This window comes from Vibrio sp. R12-SG2-ISO1 (assembly GCF_059834045.1).
The window spans coordinates 708,978-728,044 of sequence record NZ_JCBDGO010000001.1 but is presented as its reverse complement, the minus strand read 5'-3'; the positions used below and the strand labels follow the sequence as shown (position 1 = coordinate 728,044).

Below are 19,067 nucleotides of genomic sequence, written 5' to 3'. Positions count from 1 at the left end.
ATTGAGCCTACATGTGTAGGATAGGTGGGAGGCTTTGAAGCAGGTACGCCAGTATCTGTGGAGCCGACCTTGAAATACCACCCTTGTATGTTTGATGTTCTAACTTAGCCCCGTTATCCGGGGTGAGGACAGTGCCTGGTGGGTAGTTTGACTGGGGCGGTCTCCTCCCAAAGAGTAACGGAGGAGCACGAAGGTGGGCTAATCACGGTTGGACATCGTGAGGTTAGTGCAATGGCATAAGCCCGCTTGACTGCGAGAATGACAATTCGAGCAGGTGCGAAAGCAGGTCATAGTGATCCGGTGGTTCTGAATGGAAGGGCCATCGCTCAACGGATAAAAGGTACTCCGGGGATAACAGGCTGATACCGCCCAAGAGTTCATATCGACGGCGGTGTTTGGCACCTCGATGTCGGCTCATCACATCCTGGGGCTGAAGTCGGTCCCAAGGGTATGGCTGTTCGCCATTTAAAGTGGTACGCGAGCTGGGTTTAGAACGTCGTGAGACAGTTCGGTCCCTATCTGCCGTGGGCGTTGGAAGATTGAAGGGGGCTGCTCCTAGTACGAGAGGACCGGAGTGGACGAACCTCTGGTGTTCGGGTTGTGATGCCAATCGCATTGCCCGGTAGCTAAGTTCGGAATCGATAACCGCTGAAAGCATCTAAGCGGGAAGCGAGCCCTGAGATGAGTCTTCCCTGGCACTTTAAGTGCCCTTAAGGGTTGTTCGAGACTAGAACGTTGATAGGCAGGGTGTGTAAGCGCTGTGAGGCGTTGAGCTAACCTGTACTAATTGCCCGTGAGGCTTAACCATACAACACCCAAAGGGTTTTGATGGACTCAAAGCAAGAACGAAACTTGATTGTGTGAATAAAAGAGACGAGTGCCTAGTTCCTAGTAGCTAGAAACGATAAACACAGCTTTCCGAATTATTAAGTTCTAGGAACTAGGGTCTAGGCACTAGGCACTAACTTCTAAAAACTTAAACAAAATTTGCTTGGCGACCATAGCGATTTGGACCCACCTGATTCCATGCCGAACTCAGAAGTGAAACGAATTAGCGCCGATGGTAGTGTGGGGCTTCCCCATGTGAGAGTAGGACATCGCCAGGCTTTGAACATTATCTATTTAAAGCACGATTGAGATAAGACTTTAAATAGACCACTGCGGAGTGGTAGTTCAGTTGGTTAGAATACCGGCCTGTCACGCCGGGGGTCGCGGGTTCGAGTCCCGTCCACTCCGCCACTTATATGAGAGTCGTCTCGATAAACACGAAGATAGGGGTGTAGCTCCAATTGGCAGAGCAGCGGATTCCCCAAAGTCCTCGAGAAGGCGCGTGTTGGGAGTTCGAATCTCTCTTCCACAAACAATTTGAACCTATTTTTTAGGGGTGTAGCTCCAATTGGCAGAGCAGCGGATTCCAAATCCGCGTGTTGGGAGTTCGAATCTCTCCACCCCTGCCATATCTAAGGCTCTAGTCGAAAGACTAGAGCCTTTTTGTATCTATAAAACCTCGTGGTTGTGACTGTCCTCAGAGCAGCGGATTATCCCTATTCCAAATCGTCGCGTATCGGGTGCTCGAGCCTATAGAGCAAGCCCCGTCTCTCTAGTATCTTTATTATGGACTCTCGTTTTCGAATTTTTCACAAACCAACACGTCACGAAATATCGATAACTAGCGTTCGGAAAGCCAAGCTTGCTAAAAGCGATATTGCCTTTAACCAGCATGCCGATGGGGATATCTATCGTTAGATACAAAAAAGCCCACTCGAGGAGTGGGCTAGAAATAGGGTGACGCTTCGGTTACTTCAGGATAGCTTCGTTACCATTTTCACGGATGTGCTTAAGCATACCTTTCACGCCACGTGCGCTTGATGCCACAACGTTGCCTGACTTCATGTACTCTGTGCCGCCTGCAAAGTCTGTCACGATTGCGCCAGCTTCACGAGCAATCAGTTCACCTGCAGCGATGTCCCAAGGTTTCAGTCCTAGCTCGAAGTAACCGTCTACGCGGCCGGCAGCCATGTAGCATAGGTCCAACGCAGCTGAGCCAGTGCGACGGAAGTCTGAACAGTCAACAAAGAGCGCTGAAAGGATTTTTAGGTAAGATTCAGAGTGCTGTTTTTGCTTGAATGGGAAACCCGTCGCAAGCACAGTACCTTGTAGATCTTTTAGCTGTTTAACACGGATGCGCGCATTGTTGAGCTGTGCACCTGCGCCACGTTGCGCTGTAAACAGTTCATTAAGCATAGGATCGTAAACACACGCTACTTCCGTTTTACCTTTAAAACGAACAGCGATAGAAACGCAGAAATGAGGCAAACCTTTCACAAAGTTTGTGGTGCCATCCAGTGGGTCGATGATCCATTGTACGTCTTTATCTTTACCTTCAATAACCCCATTTTCTTCTGCAACAATGCAGTGCTCTGGGTATGAAGCCTTGATGGTATCGATAATGATAGTTTCTGCTTCTTTGTCGACGTTAGTGACAAAGTCGTTCGTGCCTTTCTGAGTTGATTCGATCTTCTCAGCATTTTCTAAAGATTTAGCAATATGGTTGCCAGCTTTTCGTGCAGCACGAATAGCGATATTAAGCATTGGATGCATACTAATTTCCCAACGGATGTTAAAGAACAGAAAAAACGGGCGGGAGTATATCAGATTGCTCGATAAATGGAAGTGGTTATTTTTTGAACTCTTAACTTTTATGCTCTTAAGGGTCTGACCATTTTACTCAGGTATATGTTAATATCTCGCAGCGGTTTTTATCTTGGTACGGTTTGATGTTAAATAACGTTAAGGTTGTCTTAGTTGGCACCTCACATTCGGGCAATATTGGTTCTGCAGCGCGTGCGATGAAAGTCATGGGCTTATCCAACATGGTGTTGGTCGATCCTCAATGTGAAGTTGATGAACAAGCGATTGCGTTGGCGTCGGGGGCATCGGACATTGCGTTGAACGCCGAAGTGGTCAGCACCTTAGAAGAGGCAGTAAAAGAGTGTGTGCTTGTGGTAGGTTCGAGTGCCCGCTCCAGAACTCTTGAATGGCCGATGTTGACACCAAGAGAGTGCGGCAAAAAATTTGTCGTTGAAGGGCAGCAGGCACCTGTAGCGCTCGTCTTTGGGCGAGAACGAACTGGGCTAACTAACGAGGAGTTGCAAACGTGTCACTATCATGTGTGCATACCTGCTAACCCCGAGTACAGCTCTCTCAACCTCGCTATGGCAGTGCAAACCCTCAGCTACGAAGTCCGAGTGGCTTATCTCGATGCAGAACAAGCGCAATATGCCCCATCTGAAGCTGAATACCCCAAGCATAAAGAGTTGGAAATGTTCTTTGAGCACCTTGAAAAAGTCGCGACCGAGACCCAGTTTATAAATCAGCAGCAGCCCGGTAAAGTGATGAACAAGGTTCGCCGGTTGTTCAATCGAGCGAGGCCAGAGGCCCAAGAGCTCAATATTTTACGCGGTATGTTGAGCGCTATCGAGAAGCAGCTTTCCAAAGGGTAAAACCACAATAAGCTTAGGGATGAATACCTGAGTAAATTAGTCAATTAAATACTTGACCATTTTGGTCAAGTATGAAAAACTTCCTACCACATAAACGATGTGGATATGGTGTTATATGAGACTTACATCTAAAGGAAGATACGCAGTGACAGCCATGTTAGATGTGGCTCTGCACTCACAACAAAATCCAGTGCCGCTTGCGGACATTTCTGAGCGTCAAGGCATCTCCTTGTCTTACTTAGAGCAACTGTTTTCTAAGCTACGTAAAGCTGGCCTAGTGGCGAGTGTACGTGGCCCTGGTGGTGGTTACCGTCTTGGTGCAGAAGCGAATACTATTGCTATTGGTACTGTTATCGCAGCGGTCGATGAGTCGGTCGATGCGACGAAATGCAATGGTAAAGGTGACTGCCAAGGTGGTACTCGCTGCCTAACTCATACGCTATGGCGTGACTTGAGTTCTCGAATTAGTGATTTCCTCAACAACATCACACTCGGTGAGTTGATGAATGACAATGAAGTATTAGAAATTTCAGACCGTCAAGATATCGATCTTGCTGTCAACCATGGGTTTACCAACAAAAATACAAGCACCGCACCCATCGGTGTCAACGTCCGCTCTTAAGCGGTCTGCCTGTTACATTGGAGTAGAGAATGAAACTGCCGATTTATTTAGATTATTCAGCGACTTGCCCAGTTGATCCACGTGTTGCTGAAAAAATGGTTCAGTACATGACAATGGACGGTACGTTTGGCAACCCTGCATCACGTTCACACCGTTACGGTTGGCAGGCTGAAGAGGCGGTAGACACAGCCCGTGAAAACATTGCAGATTTGCTCAATGCCGATCCTCGTGAAGTCGTCTTTACGTCAGGCGCGACTGAATCTGACAACCTTGCTATCAAAGGCGCTGCCCACTTCTACGAGAAGAAAGGCAAACATATCATTACGTGCAAAACCGAGCACAAAGCGGTTCTTGATCCTTGCCGTCAATTAGAGCGTGAAGGCTTTGAGGTGACATACCTAGAGCCAGAATCAAATGGCATCATCGATATGAAGAAGCTTGAAGCGGCGATGCGTGACGACACGGTTCTTGTATCTATCATGCATGTGAACAACGAAATCGGTGTGATTCAAGATATCGCCTCTATTGGTGAGTTGTGTCGTGAGCGCAAGATTGTTTTCCACGTCGATGCAGCGCAGTCTGCGGGTAAAGTGCCTATCGATGTTCAAGAGATGAAAGTTGATCTGATTTCTCTTTCAGCACACAAAGCGTACGGTCCTAAAGGCATTGGCGCCTTGTACGTCCGTCGTAAGCCTCGTATTCGTCTAGAAGCGCAAATGCACGGTGGTGGTCATGAACGCGGATTCCGTTCTGGCACACTGGCAACACATCAGATTGTCGGTATGGGCGAAGCCTTCCGTATCGCAAAGGAAGAGATGCAGAAAGATCACGACCATGCTTTGGCATTGCGTGAGCGTCTACTCAATGGTGTGAAAGACTTAGAAGCCGTGACCATCAATGGTGACTTAGAGCAACGTGTACCACAAAACCTAAACATCAGCTTCGCGTTTGTAGAAGGTGAATCTTTGCTTATGTCGCTGAAAGATCTTGCGGTGTCTTCAGGCAGTGCGTGTACCTCTGCCAGCCTTGAGCCATCTTATGTACTGCGCGCTCTCGGTTTAGATGATGAACTGGCACACAGCTCAATTCGCTTCTCATTTGGTCGTTTCACCACTGAAGAAGAAATTGATTACGCAATTGAACAAATTCGCGTAGCGGTAAACAAGCTACGTGACATGTCTCCTCTATGGGATATGTACAAGGAAGGGGTCGACCTAAGCACTGTTGAGTGGGCGCACCACTAATAGATAGGTTTCCCCAGGGAATGAGATAGAGGATTCGAGGTAAATATCATGGCATACAGCGAAAAAGTAATTGATCACTACGAAAACCCACGTAACGTTGGTTCGTTTGATAAAGAAGATCCATCGGTTGGTAGCGGCATGGTTGGCGCACCAGCGTGTGGTGACGTAATGAAACTGCAAATCAAAGTGACCCCAGAGGGCATTATTGAAGACGCGAAATTCAAGACTTACGGTTGTGGTAGCGCGATTGCGTCTAGCTCTCTCGTCACCGAGTGGGTAAAAGGTAAGAGCATCGATGAAGCCGCCGCGATTAAGAATGCGGAAATTGCTGAGGAGCTCGAGCTTCCACCGGTAAAAGTACACTGCTCTATTTTGGCGGAAGACGCCATTAAAGCAGCCGTTGCTGACTATAAGAAAAAACACCAACAATAAGTTACAATGGGAGGCTCGCTCTCCCATTATCATCGTCAAATAAAAAAACTAAGGTGCAGTATGGCCATCACAATGACAGAGACAGCGGCAAGCCGCGTAAGAACCTTCTTAGAAAACCGAGGTAAAGGCATCGGCTTGCGCTTAGGTGTGAAAACGACAGGTTGCTCTGGTATGGCGTATGTGCTCGAGTTTGTCGATGATCTCAATGAAGAAGATGAAGTATTTGAGCATTCTGGTGTCAAAGTGATCATTGACAAGAAAAGCCTCGTTTACCTAGATGGCACCGAACTTGATTATGTTAAGGAAGGGCTCAACGAAGGTTTCGAGTTCAACAACCCGAACGCAAAAGGCGAGTGTGGTTGTGGTGAGAGCTTTAACGTTTAATTGATGATATGGGTAGGGCATGTCCCTACCGATTGACGACCAAGGACAGAATTCTTAATGAATTACTTTGAATTATTTGGGCTACCAATTCAGTTTAATCTGGATGGTAGCCTTCTTTCTTCACAGTTCCGTGAACTCCAGAAGCGTTTTCATCCAGACAACTTTGCCAGTGGTTCTGAGCGTGATCGTTTAATGGCGGTACAGAAAGCTTCTGAGATCAATGACGCTTACCACGTGCTAAAAAATCCCATCAGCCGGGCGGAGTATATTCTGCAACAGCAAGGGGTGGACATCCGCTCGGAGCAGCAGACGATGCAGGATCCGATGTTTCTCATGGAGCAAATGGAGCTGCGTGAAGAGCTAGAAGAAATGAGCCAGAGTGGCGATGTGGAGACGGCGCTGTTTGACTTCGATGCGAAAGTCAGCCGCATGCATCAGCAGCAGTTAGAGAGTATGCAGCAGCAACTGGATGAACAACGCTGGATAGAAGCAGCGGACAGCGTCAGAAAACTCAAATTCATTGCGAAATTAAAACACGAAATTGAGCGAGTCGAAGATAACCTCCTCGGCTAGTGAGTAACAAGGATCCATCATGGCATTACTTCAAATTGCAGAGCCTGGCCAGAGTTCTGCTCCCCATGAGCACAAACTCGCGGCGGGTATTGATTTAGGTACAACCAACTCTCTGGTGGCTTCGGTACAAAGCGGCCAAGCCAAGACATTAAAAGATGAGCAAGGTCGAAGCCTATTGCCTTCGATTGTGAACTACTCGAGTGACAAAATCGAAGTAGGCTATGACGCCGCCGCTCAAGCTGAGTCGGATCCGGAAAACACCATTATTTCCGTTAAACGCTTGATTGGACGCTCTTTATCCGACATCCAAACGCGTTACCCCCACTTACCTTATGAGATGCAAGCCAGTGACAATGGATTGCCAGTACTGCGCACTGCAATGGGGAACAAGAACCCAATTGAAGTTTCGGCAGATATTCTGCGCTCACTTGGTCAACGCGCAGAACAAAGCCTTGGTGGCGAATTGGCTGGCGTTGTCATTACTGTGCCAGCCTACTTTGATGATGCGCAACGCGCGGGCACAAAAGATGCGGCAAAACTGGCTGGTCTGCATGTGCTACGTTTGCTCAATGAGCCAACCGCCGCCGCGATTGCGTACGGTTTGGACTCCGGGCAAGAAGGCGTGATCGCGGTTTACGATCTTGGTGGCGGTACTTTTGATATCTCAATTCTCCGCCTCTCTAAAGGCGTCTTTGAGGTATTGGCGACGGGCGGTGATTCTGCGTTGGGCGGCGATGATTTCGATCACTTGCTCGCTGATTATCTGATCGACAAAGCCGGGATAACCACACGCCTTTCCAGTCATGATTACCGCGTAGCCCTTAATGTGGCCACTCGAACCAAAATTGCTTTTTCAGATCAAGAGGCCGTTGATGTCTCGCTGCTCAATTGGCAAGGTACGGTGACACGCGCAGAATTCGAAACATTGATTCAACCGCTAGTGAAAAAAACACTTCTGTCTTGTCGCCGTGCACTGAAAGATGCGCAGGTTGAAGCCAGTGAAGTGCAAGAAGTTGTGATGGTTGGCGGTTCCACACGAACGTTACTAGTGCGTGAAATGGTCGGTGAGTTCTTTAACCGCACTCCGCTGACTAGCATCAACCCAGATGAAGTGGTGGCGATTGGCGCAGGTATCCAAGCGGATGTGTTGGCAGGCAACAAACCGGACTCTGAAATGTTGCTGCTGGATGTGATTCCATTGTCGCTCGGCATCGAGACAATGGGAGGATTGGTTGAAAAAATCATTCCACGCAATACGACGATTCCTGTTGCTCGTGCGCAAGAATTTACGACTTTCAAAGATGGTCAAACAGCGATGAGTGTGCACATTGTGCAAGGTGAACGTGAAATGGTTGACGATTGTCGCTCATTAGCTCGTTTCTCCCTAAAAGGTATTCCGCCGATGGCCGCTGGTGCAGCGCACGTCCGTGTGACCTACCAAGTCGATGCGGATGGTTTGCTCTCAGTGACTGCGATGGAAAAGAGCACGGGCGTTCAGTCTGAGATTCAAGTGAAACCGTCATACGGTCTCAGTGACGATGAAGTCGCGAACATGCTACGTGACTCCATGACGCACGCCAAAGAAGACATGATGGCTCGCGCATTGGCAGAGCAGCGTGTAGAGGCTGACCGTGTGATTGAAGGCCTACTCGCCGCCATGCAAGCGGATGGCGACGAGCTACTTTCAGAACAAGAGCGCCAACAACTGTTGCACGTTATCGAGCAATTGATAGCGCTACGTAATGGTGATGATGCCGATGCGATTGAGCAAGGTATCAAAGAAACAGACAAAGCGAGCCAAGACTTCGCCTCTCGTCGTATGGACAAATCGATTCGCGCGGCACTGTCTGGTCAGTCCGTGGACGAACTATAAGAGAAACACGTTATGCCTAAGATTATTGTATTGCCTCACGAAGATTTGTGCCCTGAAGGGGCGGTGCTAGACGCTCAATCGGGCGAAACAGTACTGGATGTGGCATTAAAAAACGGAATTGGAATTGAACATGCTTGCGAAAAATCGTGTGCATGCACGACGTGCCACGTTGTGATCCGTGAAGGCTTTGATTCGCTCGAAGAGAGCGATGAGCTGGAAGATGACATGCTAGATAAAGCGTGGGGTTTGGAGCCAGAATCACGCCTGGGCTGTCAAGCGAGAGTCGCGGATGAAGATTTGGTTGTGGAAATTCCAAAGTACACATTGAACCACGCATCAGAAGATCATTAATCACCGTACCCCATGTGAGTTGAAACAGGAAGGTAAGCAATGAAATGGACAGATTCACGCGATATTGCCATCGAGCTGTGTGACAAATTTCCAGATACGGATCCTAAAACCGTGCGCTTTACGGATCTTCATCAGTGGATTTTAGAGCTCGATGACTTCGATGATGAGCCCAACCGCTCCAATGAAAAAATCCTCGAAGCCGTCATCTTATGCTGGATGGATGAGATGGATTAACGCGGGTTGAGAGAAAACCTTGCAGAGTTAACAAAACTTACTAAAAAAAACGGACCCTATGGTCCGTTTTTTTATCAAGTTGACACTTTAACCCTACAAAATGCTAACATCCGTCAAAGCATAGAATAAGAGCGTAGGCAGCGCTCAGATAAGACAAGGAGAAACCATGTCTACAACGATGTCTGTTTTTTTAAGCCAACAAGCCGCCGCACCACAATGGGGTGAAAAAGCCATCCTTTCATTCGTGGCGAATGGCGCAACGATCCACCTTAGCGACAGTCATGATTTAGGCGCGATTCAGCGTGCTGCGCGCAAGTTAGAAGCGCAAGGTATTCGAGAAGCTTCACTCGAGGGCGAAGGATGGGATCTAGAGAGCATTTGGGCTTTCCATCAAGGCTTCCGTACCCCGAAGAAAACCAGCCAGCTTTCCTGGGGCGCTCTGTCAGATGCGGATCAAGCTGAGCTCGATGCGCGCATCAAAGCGACAGAGTTCACCCGAGATATCATCAATAAACCCGCTGAAGAGGTGGCACCACGTCAGCTGGCCACTATGGCGGCAGAGTTCATCAAATCCGTTGCACCAGAAGGGACAGTGACGGCACGTATTGTTAAAGACAAAGACCTTCTCGCGGAAGATTGGCAGGGTATCTATGCCGTCGGTCGTGGCTCAGAGCGCACATCCGCAATGTTGCAATTGGATTACAACCCGACCGGTGATGAGAATGCACCCGTCTTTGCTTGCCTTGTAGGTAAAGGCATCACGTTTGACTCAGGCGGCTACAGTCTAAAACCTTCGAACATGATGACGGCAATGAAGTCAGACATGGGCGGCGCTGGCACGATCACTGGCGGACTTGCCCTTGCGATCATGCGTGGCTTGAACAAACGTGTGAAGCTTATCCTTTGCTGTGCAGAGAACATGATTTCAGGCCGAGCACTTAAACTGGGTGACATCATTACCTACAAAAATGGTAAAACCGTTGAAATCATGAATACGGACGCTGAAGGACGTCTAGTATTGGCGGATGGTTTGATTTATGCGAGCGAGCAGCAGCCAGAGCTGATTATTGATTGCGCGACCCTCACTGGTGCAGCCAAACATGCGCTTGGTAATGACTACCATGCACTGTTTAGTTTTGACGATGAGCTAGCGCATCAAGCGCTGACCTCTGCGAAAGCAGAGAAAGAGGGATTGTGGCCGCTACCATTAGCGGACTTCCACCGTGGCATGTTGCCGTCTAACTTTGCCGATCTTTCTAACATCAGCAGTGGCGACTATGCACCAGGTGCGAGTACCGCCGCCGCGTTCTTGTCCTACTTCGTTGCTGATTACAAAAAAGGTTGGCTGCATTTTGACTGTGCGGCCACTTACCGCAAGGGTCCAACGGACAAGTGGGCCGCAGGCGCTACGGGCGTCGGCGTACGAACCTTAGCGCGTGTACTGCAAGAGCAGGCTGGCGAATAGTGACATGGCCGTAAGGCCATGTTCTATTGTGATTACACAACACCCTATATTTTCATATAACTATACTAATGACTGAAGGATGACTTATGGCTCTAGAAAGAACCTTTTCCATTATCAAGCCCGATGCGGTAGAGAGAAATCTGATTGGTGAGATTTACCATCGCATTGAAAAAGCGGGGCTTCGTATCATTGCTGCGAAAATGGTCCATTTAACCCAAGAACAGGCCAGTGGTTTTTACGCTGAACACGAAGGGAAGCCTTTTTTTCCTGCATTGAAAGAGTTTATGACTTCAGGCCCGATTATGGTTCAAGTTCTAGAAGGGGAAAATGCGATTGCCCGTTACCGTGAGCTGATGGGAACAACAAACCCTGAAGAAGCCGCTTGCGGCACGATTCGTGCTGACTATGCGCTGAGTATGCGTCACAACTCGGTTCACGGTTCTGACAGTCCTGAGTCGGCAGCGCGCGAGATCGAGTTCTTCTTCCCTCAGTCAGAAATCTGCCCACGTTAATTGTTATTCGGGCAGAAAATCATCAATGCTGTTTGCCTTGGCAAGCAGCATTTTTTATCGCGAGATATCGAATCAATCCGGTTGAGATTAGCAAGAAAGACTGAAAATTCCTGCTAAGATTGATGGGAAAAGTTTTTTTGAACACAAGTGCACACGAGGGTATCAGTCTTGACAGATTGTGATATACTCTGCGCGCAATTTATACCTTATAAACAGAGTAAGACAATGGCAGATTTATCAAAGTACAGAAACATTGGTATTTTCGCGCACGTTGATGCGGGTAAAACTACCACCACTGAGCGTATCCTTAAGCTTACTGGTAAAATCCACAAAACTGGTGAAGTACATGACGGTGAGTCTACGACTGACTTCATGGAGCAGGAAGCTGAGCGCGGTATTACTATCCAGTCTGCTGCGGTAACTTGTGAGTGGAATGGCCACCGCCTAAACGTTATCGATACTCCGGGACACGTTGACTTTACAGTTGAAGTATACCGTTCACTAAAAGTTCTTGATGGTGGTATCGGTGTTTTCTGTGGTTCTGGTGGTGTTGAGCCTCAGTCAGAAACGAACTGGCGCTACGCGAACGAATCAGAAGTATCTCGTCTGATCTTCGTTAACAAACTAGACCGTATGGGCGCAGACTTCTTCAACGTTGTTGACCAAGTTAAGAACGTTCTAGCGGCTAACCCACTAGTGATGGTTCTTCCAATCGGTCGTGAAGATGACTTCGTTGGTGTGGTTGATCTGCTATCTCGTAAAGCGTACGTATGGGATGACTCTGGTCTTCCTGAGAACTACGAAATCCAAGACGTTCCAGCTGACATGGTTGATGACGTTGAACAGTACCGTGAAGAGCTAATCGAAACGGCTGTTGAGCAAGACGACGACCTAATGGAAGCGTACATGGAAGGTGAAGAGCCTTCTATCGAAGACATCAAGCGTTGTATCCGTAAAGGTACACGTGACCTAGCATTCTTCCCAACATTCTGTGGTTCTGCATTTAAGAACAAGGGTGTTCAGCTAGTACTAGACGCAGTGGTAGATTACCTACCATCGCCAACAGAAGTGGATCCTCAGCCTCTAACTGACCCAGAAACTGGTGAGCCAACTGGTGAAGTTGCAACAGTATCTGCAGACGAGCCTCTACGTGCTCTAGCATTTAAGATCATGGACGACCGTTTTGGCGCGCTAACCTTCATCCGTATCTACTCAGGTGTGATGAAGAAAGGTGACACAGTGCTTAACGCTGCAACAGGTAAAACTGAGCGTATCGGCCGTATGTGTGAAATGCAAGCTGACGACCGTAACGAGATCACTGAAGCGCAAGCGGGTGACATCATCGCTGTTGTTGGTATGAAGAACGTTCAAACAGGTCACACTCTATGTGATCCTAAGCACGAATGTACTCTTGAGCCAATGATCTTCCCTGAGCCAGTAATCTCGATTGCTGTATCTCCAAAAGACAAAGGTTCAACTGAGAAAATGGGTATCGCGATCGGTAAAATGGTTGCAGAAGATCCATCTTTCCAAGTTGAGACTGATGAAGACTCAGGCGAAACTATCCTGAAAGGTATGGGTGAACTTCACCTAGACATCAAGGTAGACATCCTTAAGCGTACTTACGGCGTTGAGCTAGAAGTTGGTGCTCCACAGGTAGCTTACCGCGAAACGATCACTAAAGCTGTTGAAGATAGCTACACGCACAAGAAGCAGTCTGGTGGTTCTGGTCAGTTCGGTAAGATCGACTACCGTATCAAACCAGGTGAGCCAAACTCTGGCTTCACGTTCAAGTCAACAGTTGTTGGTGGTAACGTACCTAAAGAATTCTGGCCTGCAGTAGAGAAAGGCTTCGCAGGTATGATGGAGACGGGTGTTCTAGCTGGCTTCCCTACGCTAGACGTAGAAGTTGAGCTATTCGACGGTGGCTTCCACGCAGTTGACTCATCTGCTATCGCATTTGAAATCGCAGCGAAAGGTGCATTCCGTCAGTCTATGCCTAAAGCGGGCGCACAGCTTCTTGAGCCTATCATGAAAGTTGACGTGTTCACGCCAGACGATCACGTTGGTGACGTAATCGGTGACCTTAACCGTCGTCGTGGTATGATCAAAGACCAACAAGCAGGTGCTACAGGCGTTCGTATCAAAGCTGACGTTCCTCTATCAGAAATGTTTGGTTACATCGGTCACCTACGTACTATCACTTCTGGTCGTGGTCAGTTCTCTATGGAGTTCGCTCACTACGCACCATGTCCAGCAAACGTTGCTGAGCAAGTTATCGCTGAAGTGAAAGAGCGCGACGGCAAGAAGTAATTCTTAACCGCGTATCACTTGTGTGATGATTACAAACCTTCGATGCGAAAGCATCGGAGGTTTTTTTATGTCTGTTTTTGACCACGTGTTCTCTTTAGACCAGCAGTTATCGGCGCTCGCTAAGCGATAACAAATATTGTTCATAACGATTAATTAATTTCCCTTTCAATTGATTAACAATTAAATAATTATGCACCCGAATCCCAGCGCGTTGCTGGACAGGTTGGATCGCATACCATGAAAGTGTTTTCTAAAGTAGTGGGTCTGAGCGCATTGTTACTCAGCCTTTCTTCTCACGCAGATAATAAAGTTTTGAACGTTTACGCTTGGGGTGGCTACTTGCCAGAAGCGTCATTAAAAGCGTTCGAGAAACAAGAAGGCGTAACGATTAACTATTCAACATTTGAAAATAATGAATCAATGTACACCAAGTTAAAACTGGTGAAAGGCTCAGGTTACGATGTCGTATTCGCTTCGGCCTACTTTATCGAGAAAATGGGACGTGAAGGACTACTGGCTGAGATAGATCATGCGCAAGTCCCGAATATGGGTGACGCGATGGAAGGGTTATTGGGCCAAGCTCATGATCCTGACAACCGTTACTCTTTGCCTTACATTTGGGGGGTGACGGGCATCAGTTACAATGAATCCCTTGTCGACGAACCTGTCACCAAATGGGCGCAGCTTTGGGATGCGAAATACGCACAACAGGTGATGCTGATCGACGATATTCGTGACGTATTTGGTATGGCGCTGAAATTGAATGGTCATAGCATCAACACAAAGAACGAAGACGAGATCAAGCAGGCCTACGAATCGTTAGTAGCCTTGAGAGATAACGTCCTACTTTATAACTCTGATGCACCACAAATGCCTTACGTTTCCGGTGAAGCCTCTGTTGGTATGCAGTGGAATGGTAATGCCTACCAAGGCCAAGTCGAAATGCCAGAGCTGAAGTTTGTGATGCCAGAAGAGGGCGCGGTATTGTGGATGGATAACTTTACTATTCCATCAGGCAGCCAAAACAAAGCATTGGCACACAAGTTCATTAACTTTATGTACCAAGCTGAGCAGCAAGCTGAGATCGTCAATAGCCTAGGCTATGCGTCCGCAACGAATGCAGGCCGCGCATTGCTCGCTGATGAACTTAAGAATAACCCGACGATTTTCCCAGCGGTGGAAGACATCAAGAAAGGGGAGTTCATTAACGATGTTGGTGCTGAGACCTTAGCGGTGTATGAGAAGTACTGGCAACGTCTAAGAACCCAATAATCGGGTCGGCTCTAAGCTTAAACGTAACACGCCCCTAGCGAGATATCGCTGGGGGCGATGTCATTCACAAGGGGCAATTTCATTACTCAGCCAGTGGGCGAAAGCTTGAATACGATCGCGCCTTGTCGATTCGCTATCGTAGAAGAGATTAAACTGAATACCCGGGGTCATGCCGATATCGAAGGGCTTCATGAGTAGTCCACGTTCGACGTAATCAGCCGCGAGTGAGTCAGAGACTAAGCAGGCGCCATGCCCGGCCATGACGGCGTTCATAGCGTGATCGAAGGTACTGACATCCATCCAACGAACCGACTCTTTTTCCATCTCTATACCGGCTTTAGCAAACCAACTTTTCCAAGGGTAACCGCCAGACTCATAGTGAATTAACCAACTGGCGAGCAGCTGTTCGGGTTGAGTCAGGTTAATGGACTTGGCTAAGTGAGGGGAGCAAAAAGGATAAATGATCTCTTCAAACAGGAACTCTTTGTGAAGTTTCGATGGGCACTCTTCACCCAACGTCTCACCTTGCCAAATGACCACATCCGCTTCACCTTGTTTTAAGTTTGGCGCGTCACAGCTAGTGATGATCCGAATGGGGATGTTGGGATGTTGGCTCGAGAACTTCCATAGACGTGGCAATAACCAGCGAGAGGCAAATGAAGGCGTAGAGCTGACACAGAGCAACCCTTCGACCGGCTCAGCTTGAATCTGATTGAGCCCCGAAATGATCTGTTCGAACCCTTGAGAAACATGCTTATAAAGCACCTTGCCTTGCTCAGTGAGGCGCATTTCTCGACCATCACGCACGAACAGTTTGCATCCTAAGCCATCTTCAAGTTGACGTATTTTTTGGCTCACCGCCGCCTGACTGACGAACAGCGCTTCAGCCGCTCGACTGTAGCTGTTGTGCCTCGCCGCGACTTCGAAATACCGTAACCCCGGAAGATGATGCAGCCTTGCATCCATAGACGATCCTTTTCAATCACATTTTGCTCGTCACTATACATGACGAAAAAAAGGAGAACCACGTTCTCCTTAACTTCTCGATAAGATAGAGCGACTAGCGTTACTCTTCCCAGACAACGAGTTGACCTTTCGGCCAGTTGTGGCCCATGTCGTGGTACTTCTGCTCCAGTACATGGCGTTTGATCTTGAGTGTGGGCGTTAGAATGCCATTTTCGATGCTCCACGGCTCTTTGATCATCAGTACCCCTTTGATTTGCTCATGCGATTCGAGCTCTTGGTTCATCCGCGCAATCACTTTTTTGGTGGTGCGTTCATAGCGAGCACGGTCAAAGTTTGGAAAATCATGCGGGACGACGAGCAAAATCGGGCCGGGCAGACCGAGGCCAATCAAACACATCATTTCAACGCGGCTGTATTCGAACAGTTTCTTCTCAATGGGCACTGGCGCGACAAATTTACCTTTGGCGGTTTTGAAGGTGTCTTTTTTGCGCCCTTGAATGGTCAAGTAGCCTTCAGCATCAATAGCGCCGATGTCGCCAGTATGTAGCCAACCTTCGCTGTCGAATGACTCCTGACTGGCAATGTCATTTTTGTAGTAGCCAGAGAACATCCCTTTACTGCGTACCATGATTTCATCATCGTCGGCAATTTTGAGTTCGATTCCGGGGCCAGCATTGCCGACACTGCCAATCTTATCAGCGCGGAACGGGTAGTTGAGTGTGCTGTAGGCAAAGGACTCAGTCATCCCCCAAGCCTCAGTAATATTGAGGCCGACACTGTGATACCAATCGAGCAAAGCGGGTGACACCGGCGCAGAACCACAGCCGAGCACGCGTGCTTGATCTAAGCCCAGGCCATCGGCGAGCTTTTTCTTGATAAGAGAATTAACGAACGGAATCTTGAGCAGAATATTGAGTTTCTTCTGCGGCAACTTATCTTGGATACGTTGTTGGAACAGAGTCCAGAGTCTGGGAACAGAGATAAACAGCGTCGGGCGCTGCATTTTAACATCTTCGATAAAGGTATCGAGCGACTCTGGGAAGGCCGTTTGGACGCCACCCATGATGGAGGATCCAAAGATGTACACACGCTCGGTAATGTGCGCTAAAGGCAGGTAGGAGAATAGGCGATCGTTCTCTTCAATGCCGATATGATTGATCAACTGCTGCGCAGACCAGCTGAATGCGCCATAAGTCAACATTGCCCCTTTCGGTAGACCCGATGTCCCTGAGGTATAAACTAGCGACATTAACTTATCATCGCAGTGCTCGGCGCGAAAATCCGTTGGAGCATGCTGCGCCATTAAGTCGTTGAACTGATGTTGACACTTTGGCGCAGTGTCATAGGGCAGCGCGATAGTAATCAAGTCTGCTTGACCATCAATCACTTCCTGAGTGGCGCCGGCATCATCGAGTTTGCCGCCAATCAGAGCTTTACTTTCACTATGGGTCACACAGTATTCAATCGTGTCAGCACCGGCAGTCGGGAAGATGGGTACGCTGACAAAATCGCCCAACATCATCGCCAAGTCACAAATGAACCACTCAGCGCAGTTTTTCGATACCAGTGCGACTTTGTCACGCGGTTTAAGACCTAGCGCTTGCAGTGCTGAGACTAATCTGAGCGCTTTGTCTGCAACCTCGGCGTAAGTGTATTCGACAAACTGGCGGTTGATGATCTGTTTTAGATAGACCTGATTAGGGCGTTCCTCTGCCCATTTCAAAATCATCTCGTTCGGTGGGGGGAGAGCACAGGACGGTTTGCGTAACTCGTTAGGCTGAATCATTCTCTAACTCCGTGTTATTGGCAAATGGGTACATTATTTTTATTGTTAACAGCTTGTTAACTTTAGCATGTAAATGAAAAGTGAGTGAAGCGAATCCTAGGGGGCAAACTGGTAAGATGTGATGAAACAGAGGATTTCAAGGTGAAGCGAACGGTGTAGATGTGAGCCGTCTGACATTGTGTTGTATATAGCGATACATTTGCGAGCGCTTTGCACGCTCGCAAACCCTGTGAGAACGACTAGAGGGTCAGGTGGCCGACCACCGCGCCTAACAGCATAAAGAGCACCACCATCCATACAATCGGTAGTTTGTATTGTTTCATCAAGTAAATACCGAGCACGACGAGCGCCAGATCCACCGAAGATAAAACCGCGCTACTAAACACAGGTTGATACAAGGCCGCCAATAATAATCCCACCACGGCGGCATTCACGCCTTGCAACGCGCCTGACACGGCGGGCCTTTGCGCCAGCGATTGCCAGTTTTTCAGTACGCCTAAGAGCAGCAGAAAACCCGGTAAGAAGACTGCTAGGGTGGCCAGTAGAGCCCCAAAAATCGGCGCGTTCGGCAGTAAGGCGTAGCCGATGTAAGTGGCAAACGTGAACATCGGACCCGGGACGGCTTGTGCGGCGGCGTAGCCGGTGAGGAAGAGATCTTGTGACAGCCTATCACCGACCAACTCTTGCAGCAGTGGCAGAACCACATGACCGCCACCAAAAACCAAACTACCCGCTTGGAAAAAATCATTAAATAGCTGCAATGCGTCAGAACGTGTTGCGACTAAGGGTAAACCCATGAACAGCACAGCAAAAAGTGCGAGAGGCCATAGGCTTGGAGTAAAGGCACTCGGCGGCGTTGACGTTTTGCGGCCTAAGAACTTCACGCCAATCGCAGCGGCCAGCAACAAAACCATCACTTGGGTGACAATACTCGGCATAACGAGCAGTGCGATCGCAGTCGCCACGCAGAGGCTGACGCTTAGGCGATTTTGGCAGAAGTTCTTGTACATCCCTAAGGTGGCATCGGCGACCACAACCACTGCCAGCAACTTCAGGCCGTGGACGATATGTTGAAACAACGGGGCATCGGTGACTTGGCTGCTGACCAATGCGAGCACCAACATGATCACGATGGAGGGGGTGGTAAAGCCAATAAAGGCAGCAAGGGCACCAAGCAACCCGCCTTGTTTGTAGCCTAACGCGAAGCCCACTTGGCTCGAACCTGGGCCGGGTAGAAACTGACTGAGCGCGACGATTTGCGCGTATTCCTCATCACTGAGCCATCGGCGTTTCTCTACAAAGGCATGACGAAAATAACCGATATGGGCGGCAGGGCCACCAAAGCTAATCCAGCCTAGCCAAAAGAAGGTTTTGAAAATCGCTAGCATTGCTCAACGCATCCTTAGTGTGATTGAAAAACAAGGCATTATAGAAAGAGGAAGGTTGGCCTCGTCAGTGAGGGCGTCATGGTCTCAATGGAATGTGTCACTTTTATGACAAAGATTGGCACTGAAAAGATCAGTAACAAATTGGGCGA

At 48.5% G+C, this 19,067-nt stretch carries 17 protein-coding genes, 2 tRNA genes and 2 rRNA genes; 17 read left to right on the top strand and 4 right to left on the bottom strand.

Features of this window, described 5'->3' with window-relative positions; translation table 11 throughout:
• The 4 genes from AC6R10_RS03340 to AC6R10_RS03325 all read left to right on the top strand — a co-directional run.
• Positions 1 to 808: ribosomal RNA gene (locus AC6R10_RS03340) — 23S ribosomal RNA — on the top strand; the annotation flags it as partial.
• Positions 809 to 990: 182 nt separating this feature from the next.
• Positions 991 to 1,106: ribosomal RNA gene (gene rrf / locus AC6R10_RS03335) — 5S ribosomal RNA — on the top strand.
• Positions 1,107 to 1,162: 56 nt separating this feature from the next.
• Positions 1,163 to 1,239, top strand: a tRNA-Asp gene (locus tag AC6R10_RS03330).
• Positions 1,240 to 1,380: 141 nt separating this feature from the next.
• Positions 1,381 to 1,457 (top strand) — tRNA-Trp (locus tag AC6R10_RS03325).
• Positions 1,458 to 1,797: 340 nt separating this feature from the next.
• On the opposite strand, the gene suhB is transcribed toward AC6R10_RS03325, so the two are convergent.
• Positions 1,798 to 2,601 (bottom strand): inositol-1-monophosphatase, encoded by an 804-nt coding sequence (gene suhB / locus AC6R10_RS03320; RefSeq protein WP_334551454.1) that lies wholly within the window; start codon positions 2,599 to 2,601, stop codon positions 1,798 to 1,800.
• Positions 2,602 to 2,777: 176 nt separating this feature from the next.
• Here suhB and trmJ point away from each other — a divergent pair, with 176 nt between their 5' ends.
• The 13 genes from trmJ to AC6R10_RS03255 all read left to right on the top strand — a co-directional run bounded on the left by trmJ (position 2,778) and on the right by AC6R10_RS03255 (position 14,778).
• A complete protein-coding gene (gene trmJ, locus AC6R10_RS03315) occupies positions 2,778 to 3,503 on the top strand; it encodes a tRNA (cytosine(32)/uridine(32)-2'-O)-methyltransferase TrmJ (RefSeq protein ID WP_334551452.1) in 726 nt (241 codons plus the stop codon).
• A gap of 115 nt (positions 3,504 to 3,618) precedes the next feature.
• Positions 3,619 to 4,125 (top strand): Fe-S cluster assembly transcriptional regulator IscR, encoded by a 507-nt coding sequence (gene iscR, locus AC6R10_RS03310; RefSeq protein WP_334551450.1) that lies wholly within the window; start codon positions 3,619 to 3,621, stop codon positions 4,123 to 4,125.
• A gap of 29 nt (positions 4,126 to 4,154) precedes the next feature.
• Complete coding sequence (locus AC6R10_RS03305; RefSeq protein WP_500671431.1) at positions 4,155 to 5,369, top strand: IscS subfamily cysteine desulfurase; 1,215 nt, start codon at positions 4,155 to 4,157, stop codon at positions 5,367 to 5,369.
• 48 nt (positions 5,370 to 5,417) lie between these two features.
• Positions 5,418 to 5,801, top strand: coding sequence for a Fe-S cluster assembly scaffold IscU (iscU, locus tag AC6R10_RS03300; RefSeq protein ID WP_138970401.1), 384 nt, complete (start codon positions 5,418 to 5,420; stop codon positions 5,799 to 5,801).
• Positions 5,802 to 5,861: 60 nt separating this feature from the next.
• The gene (gene iscA / locus AC6R10_RS03295; RefSeq protein ID WP_334551446.1) at positions 5,862 to 6,185 is read left to right on the top strand and encodes an iron-sulfur cluster assembly protein IscA; all 324 of its coding nucleotides are present in this window, start codon (positions 5,862 to 5,864) and stop codon (positions 6,183 to 6,185) included.
• 57 nt (positions 6,186 to 6,242) lie between these two features.
• Positions 6,243 to 6,758, top strand: coding sequence for a co-chaperone HscB (hscB, locus tag AC6R10_RS03290; RefSeq protein WP_500671430.1), 516 nt, complete (start codon positions 6,243 to 6,245; stop codon positions 6,756 to 6,758).
• Positions 6,759 to 6,777: 19 nt separating this feature from the next.
• Positions 6,778 to 8,631 (top strand): Fe-S protein assembly chaperone HscA, encoded by a 1,854-nt coding sequence (gene hscA / locus AC6R10_RS03285; protein WP_500671429.1) that lies wholly within the window; start codon positions 6,778 to 6,780, stop codon positions 8,629 to 8,631.
• A 12-nt stretch (positions 8,632 to 8,643) separates the two neighbouring features.
• Positions 8,644 to 8,982, top strand: a complete 339-nt coding sequence (fdx, locus tag AC6R10_RS03280) for an ISC system 2Fe-2S type ferredoxin (RefSeq protein WP_334551442.1) — start codon at positions 8,644 to 8,646, stop codon at positions 8,980 to 8,982.
• 39 nt (positions 8,983 to 9,021) lie between these two features.
• Positions 9,022 to 9,216: a Fe-S cluster assembly protein IscX gene (gene iscX / locus AC6R10_RS03275; protein WP_334551440.1), complete on the top strand. Its 195-nt coding sequence runs from the start codon at positions 9,022 to 9,024 to the stop codon at positions 9,214 to 9,216.
• A gap of 166 nt (positions 9,217 to 9,382) precedes the next feature.
• Positions 9,383 to 10,681, top strand: coding sequence for an aminopeptidase PepB (gene pepB / locus AC6R10_RS03270; protein WP_500671428.1), 1,299 nt, complete (start codon positions 9,383 to 9,385; stop codon positions 10,679 to 10,681).
• A gap of 86 nt (positions 10,682 to 10,767) precedes the next feature.
• Positions 10,768 to 11,193 carry a nucleoside-diphosphate kinase gene (ndk, locus tag AC6R10_RS03265; protein WP_334551437.1) on the top strand — a complete coding sequence of 142 codons (426 nt, stop codon included), beginning with the start codon at positions 10,768 to 10,770 and terminating at the stop codon, positions 11,191 to 11,193.
• 225 nt (positions 11,194 to 11,418) lie between these two features.
• Entirely contained in the window at positions 11,419 to 13,506 is a 2,088-nt protein-coding gene (gene fusA, locus AC6R10_RS03260) for an elongation factor G (protein WP_500671427.1), read from the top strand.
• A gap of 237 nt (positions 13,507 to 13,743) precedes the next feature.
• On the top strand, positions 13,744 to 14,778 hold the full coding sequence (locus AC6R10_RS03255; protein ID WP_500629193.1) for an ABC transporter substrate-binding protein: 1,035 nt from the start codon (positions 13,744 to 13,746) through the stop codon (positions 14,776 to 14,778).
• Positions 14,779 to 14,838: 60 nt separating this feature from the next.
• On the opposite strand, the gene AC6R10_RS03250 is transcribed toward AC6R10_RS03255, so the two are convergent.
• The 3 genes from AC6R10_RS03250 to chrA all read right to left on the bottom strand — a co-directional run bounded on the left by AC6R10_RS03250 (position 14,839) and on the right by chrA (position 18,918).
• Positions 14,839 to 15,744, bottom strand: a complete 906-nt coding sequence (locus AC6R10_RS03250) for a LysR substrate-binding domain-containing protein (protein ID WP_334551433.1) — start codon at positions 15,742 to 15,744, stop codon at positions 14,839 to 14,841.
• 100 nt (positions 15,745 to 15,844) lie between these two features.
• Complete coding sequence (locus tag AC6R10_RS03245; RefSeq protein ID WP_500671426.1) at positions 15,845 to 17,530, bottom strand: AMP-binding protein; 1,686 nt, start codon at positions 17,528 to 17,530, stop codon at positions 15,845 to 15,847.
• Positions 17,531 to 17,769: 239 nt separating this feature from the next.
• Positions 17,770 to 18,918 carry a chromate efflux transporter gene (gene chrA, locus AC6R10_RS03240; protein ID WP_500671425.1) on the bottom strand — a complete coding sequence of 383 codons (1,149 nt, stop codon included), beginning with the start codon at positions 18,916 to 18,918 and terminating at the stop codon, positions 17,770 to 17,772.
• Positions 18,919 to 19,067: the final 149 nt, after the last annotated feature.

Bases quoted from the DNA above. Each gene is read 5' to 3' on its own strand.
- hscA (WP_500671429.1), top strand. From the start codon at position 6,778: ATGGCATTACTTCAAATTGCAGAGCCTGGCCAGAGTTCTGCTCCCCAT.
- trmJ (WP_334551452.1), top strand. From the start codon at position 2,778: ATGTTAAATAACGTTAAGGTTGTCTTAGTTGGCACCTCACATTCGGGC.
- AC6R10_RS03255 (WP_500629193.1), top strand. From the start codon at position 13,744: ATGAAAGTGTTTTCTAAAGTAGTGGGTCTGAGCGCATTGTTACTCAGC.
- iscU (WP_138970401.1), top strand. From the start codon at position 5,418: ATGGCATACAGCGAAAAAGTAATTGATCACTACGAAAACCCACGTAAC.
- pepB (WP_500671428.1), top strand. From the start codon at position 9,383: ATGTCTACAACGATGTCTGTTTTTTTAAGCCAACAAGCCGCCGCACCA.
- ndk (WP_334551437.1), top strand. From the start codon at position 10,768: ATGGCTCTAGAAAGAACCTTTTCCATTATCAAGCCCGATGCGGTAGAG.
- iscA (WP_334551446.1), top strand. From the start codon at position 5,862: ATGGCCATCACAATGACAGAGACAGCGGCAAGCCGCGTAAGAACCTTC.
- chrA (WP_500671425.1), bottom strand. From the start codon at position 18,918: ATGCTAGCGATTTTCAAAACCTTCTTTTGGCTAGGCTGGATTAGCTTT.
- iscX (WP_334551440.1), top strand. From the start codon at position 9,022: ATGAAATGGACAGATTCACGCGATATTGCCATCGAGCTGTGTGACAAA.
- AC6R10_RS03250 (WP_334551433.1), bottom strand. From the start codon at position 15,744: ATGGATGCAAGGCTGCATCATCTTCCGGGGTTACGGTATTTCGAAGTC.
- fdx (WP_334551442.1), top strand. From the start codon at position 8,644: ATGCCTAAGATTATTGTATTGCCTCACGAAGATTTGTGCCCTGAAGGG.
- hscB (WP_500671430.1), top strand. From the start codon at position 6,243: ATGAATTACTTTGAATTATTTGGGCTACCAATTCAGTTTAATCTGGAT.
- fusA (WP_500671427.1), top strand. From the start codon at position 11,419: ATGGCAGATTTATCAAAGTACAGAAACATTGGTATTTTCGCGCACGTT.
- AC6R10_RS03245 (WP_500671426.1), bottom strand. From the start codon at position 17,530: ATGATTCAGCCTAACGAGTTACGCAAACCGTCCTGTGCTCTCCCCCCA.
- iscR (WP_334551450.1), top strand. From the start codon at position 3,619: ATGAGACTTACATCTAAAGGAAGATACGCAGTGACAGCCATGTTAGAT.
- AC6R10_RS03305 (WP_500671431.1), top strand. From the start codon at position 4,155: ATGAAACTGCCGATTTATTTAGATTATTCAGCGACTTGCCCAGTTGAT.
- suhB (WP_334551454.1), bottom strand. From the start codon at position 2,601: ATGCATCCAATGCTTAATATCGCTATTCGTGCTGCACGAAAAGCTGGC.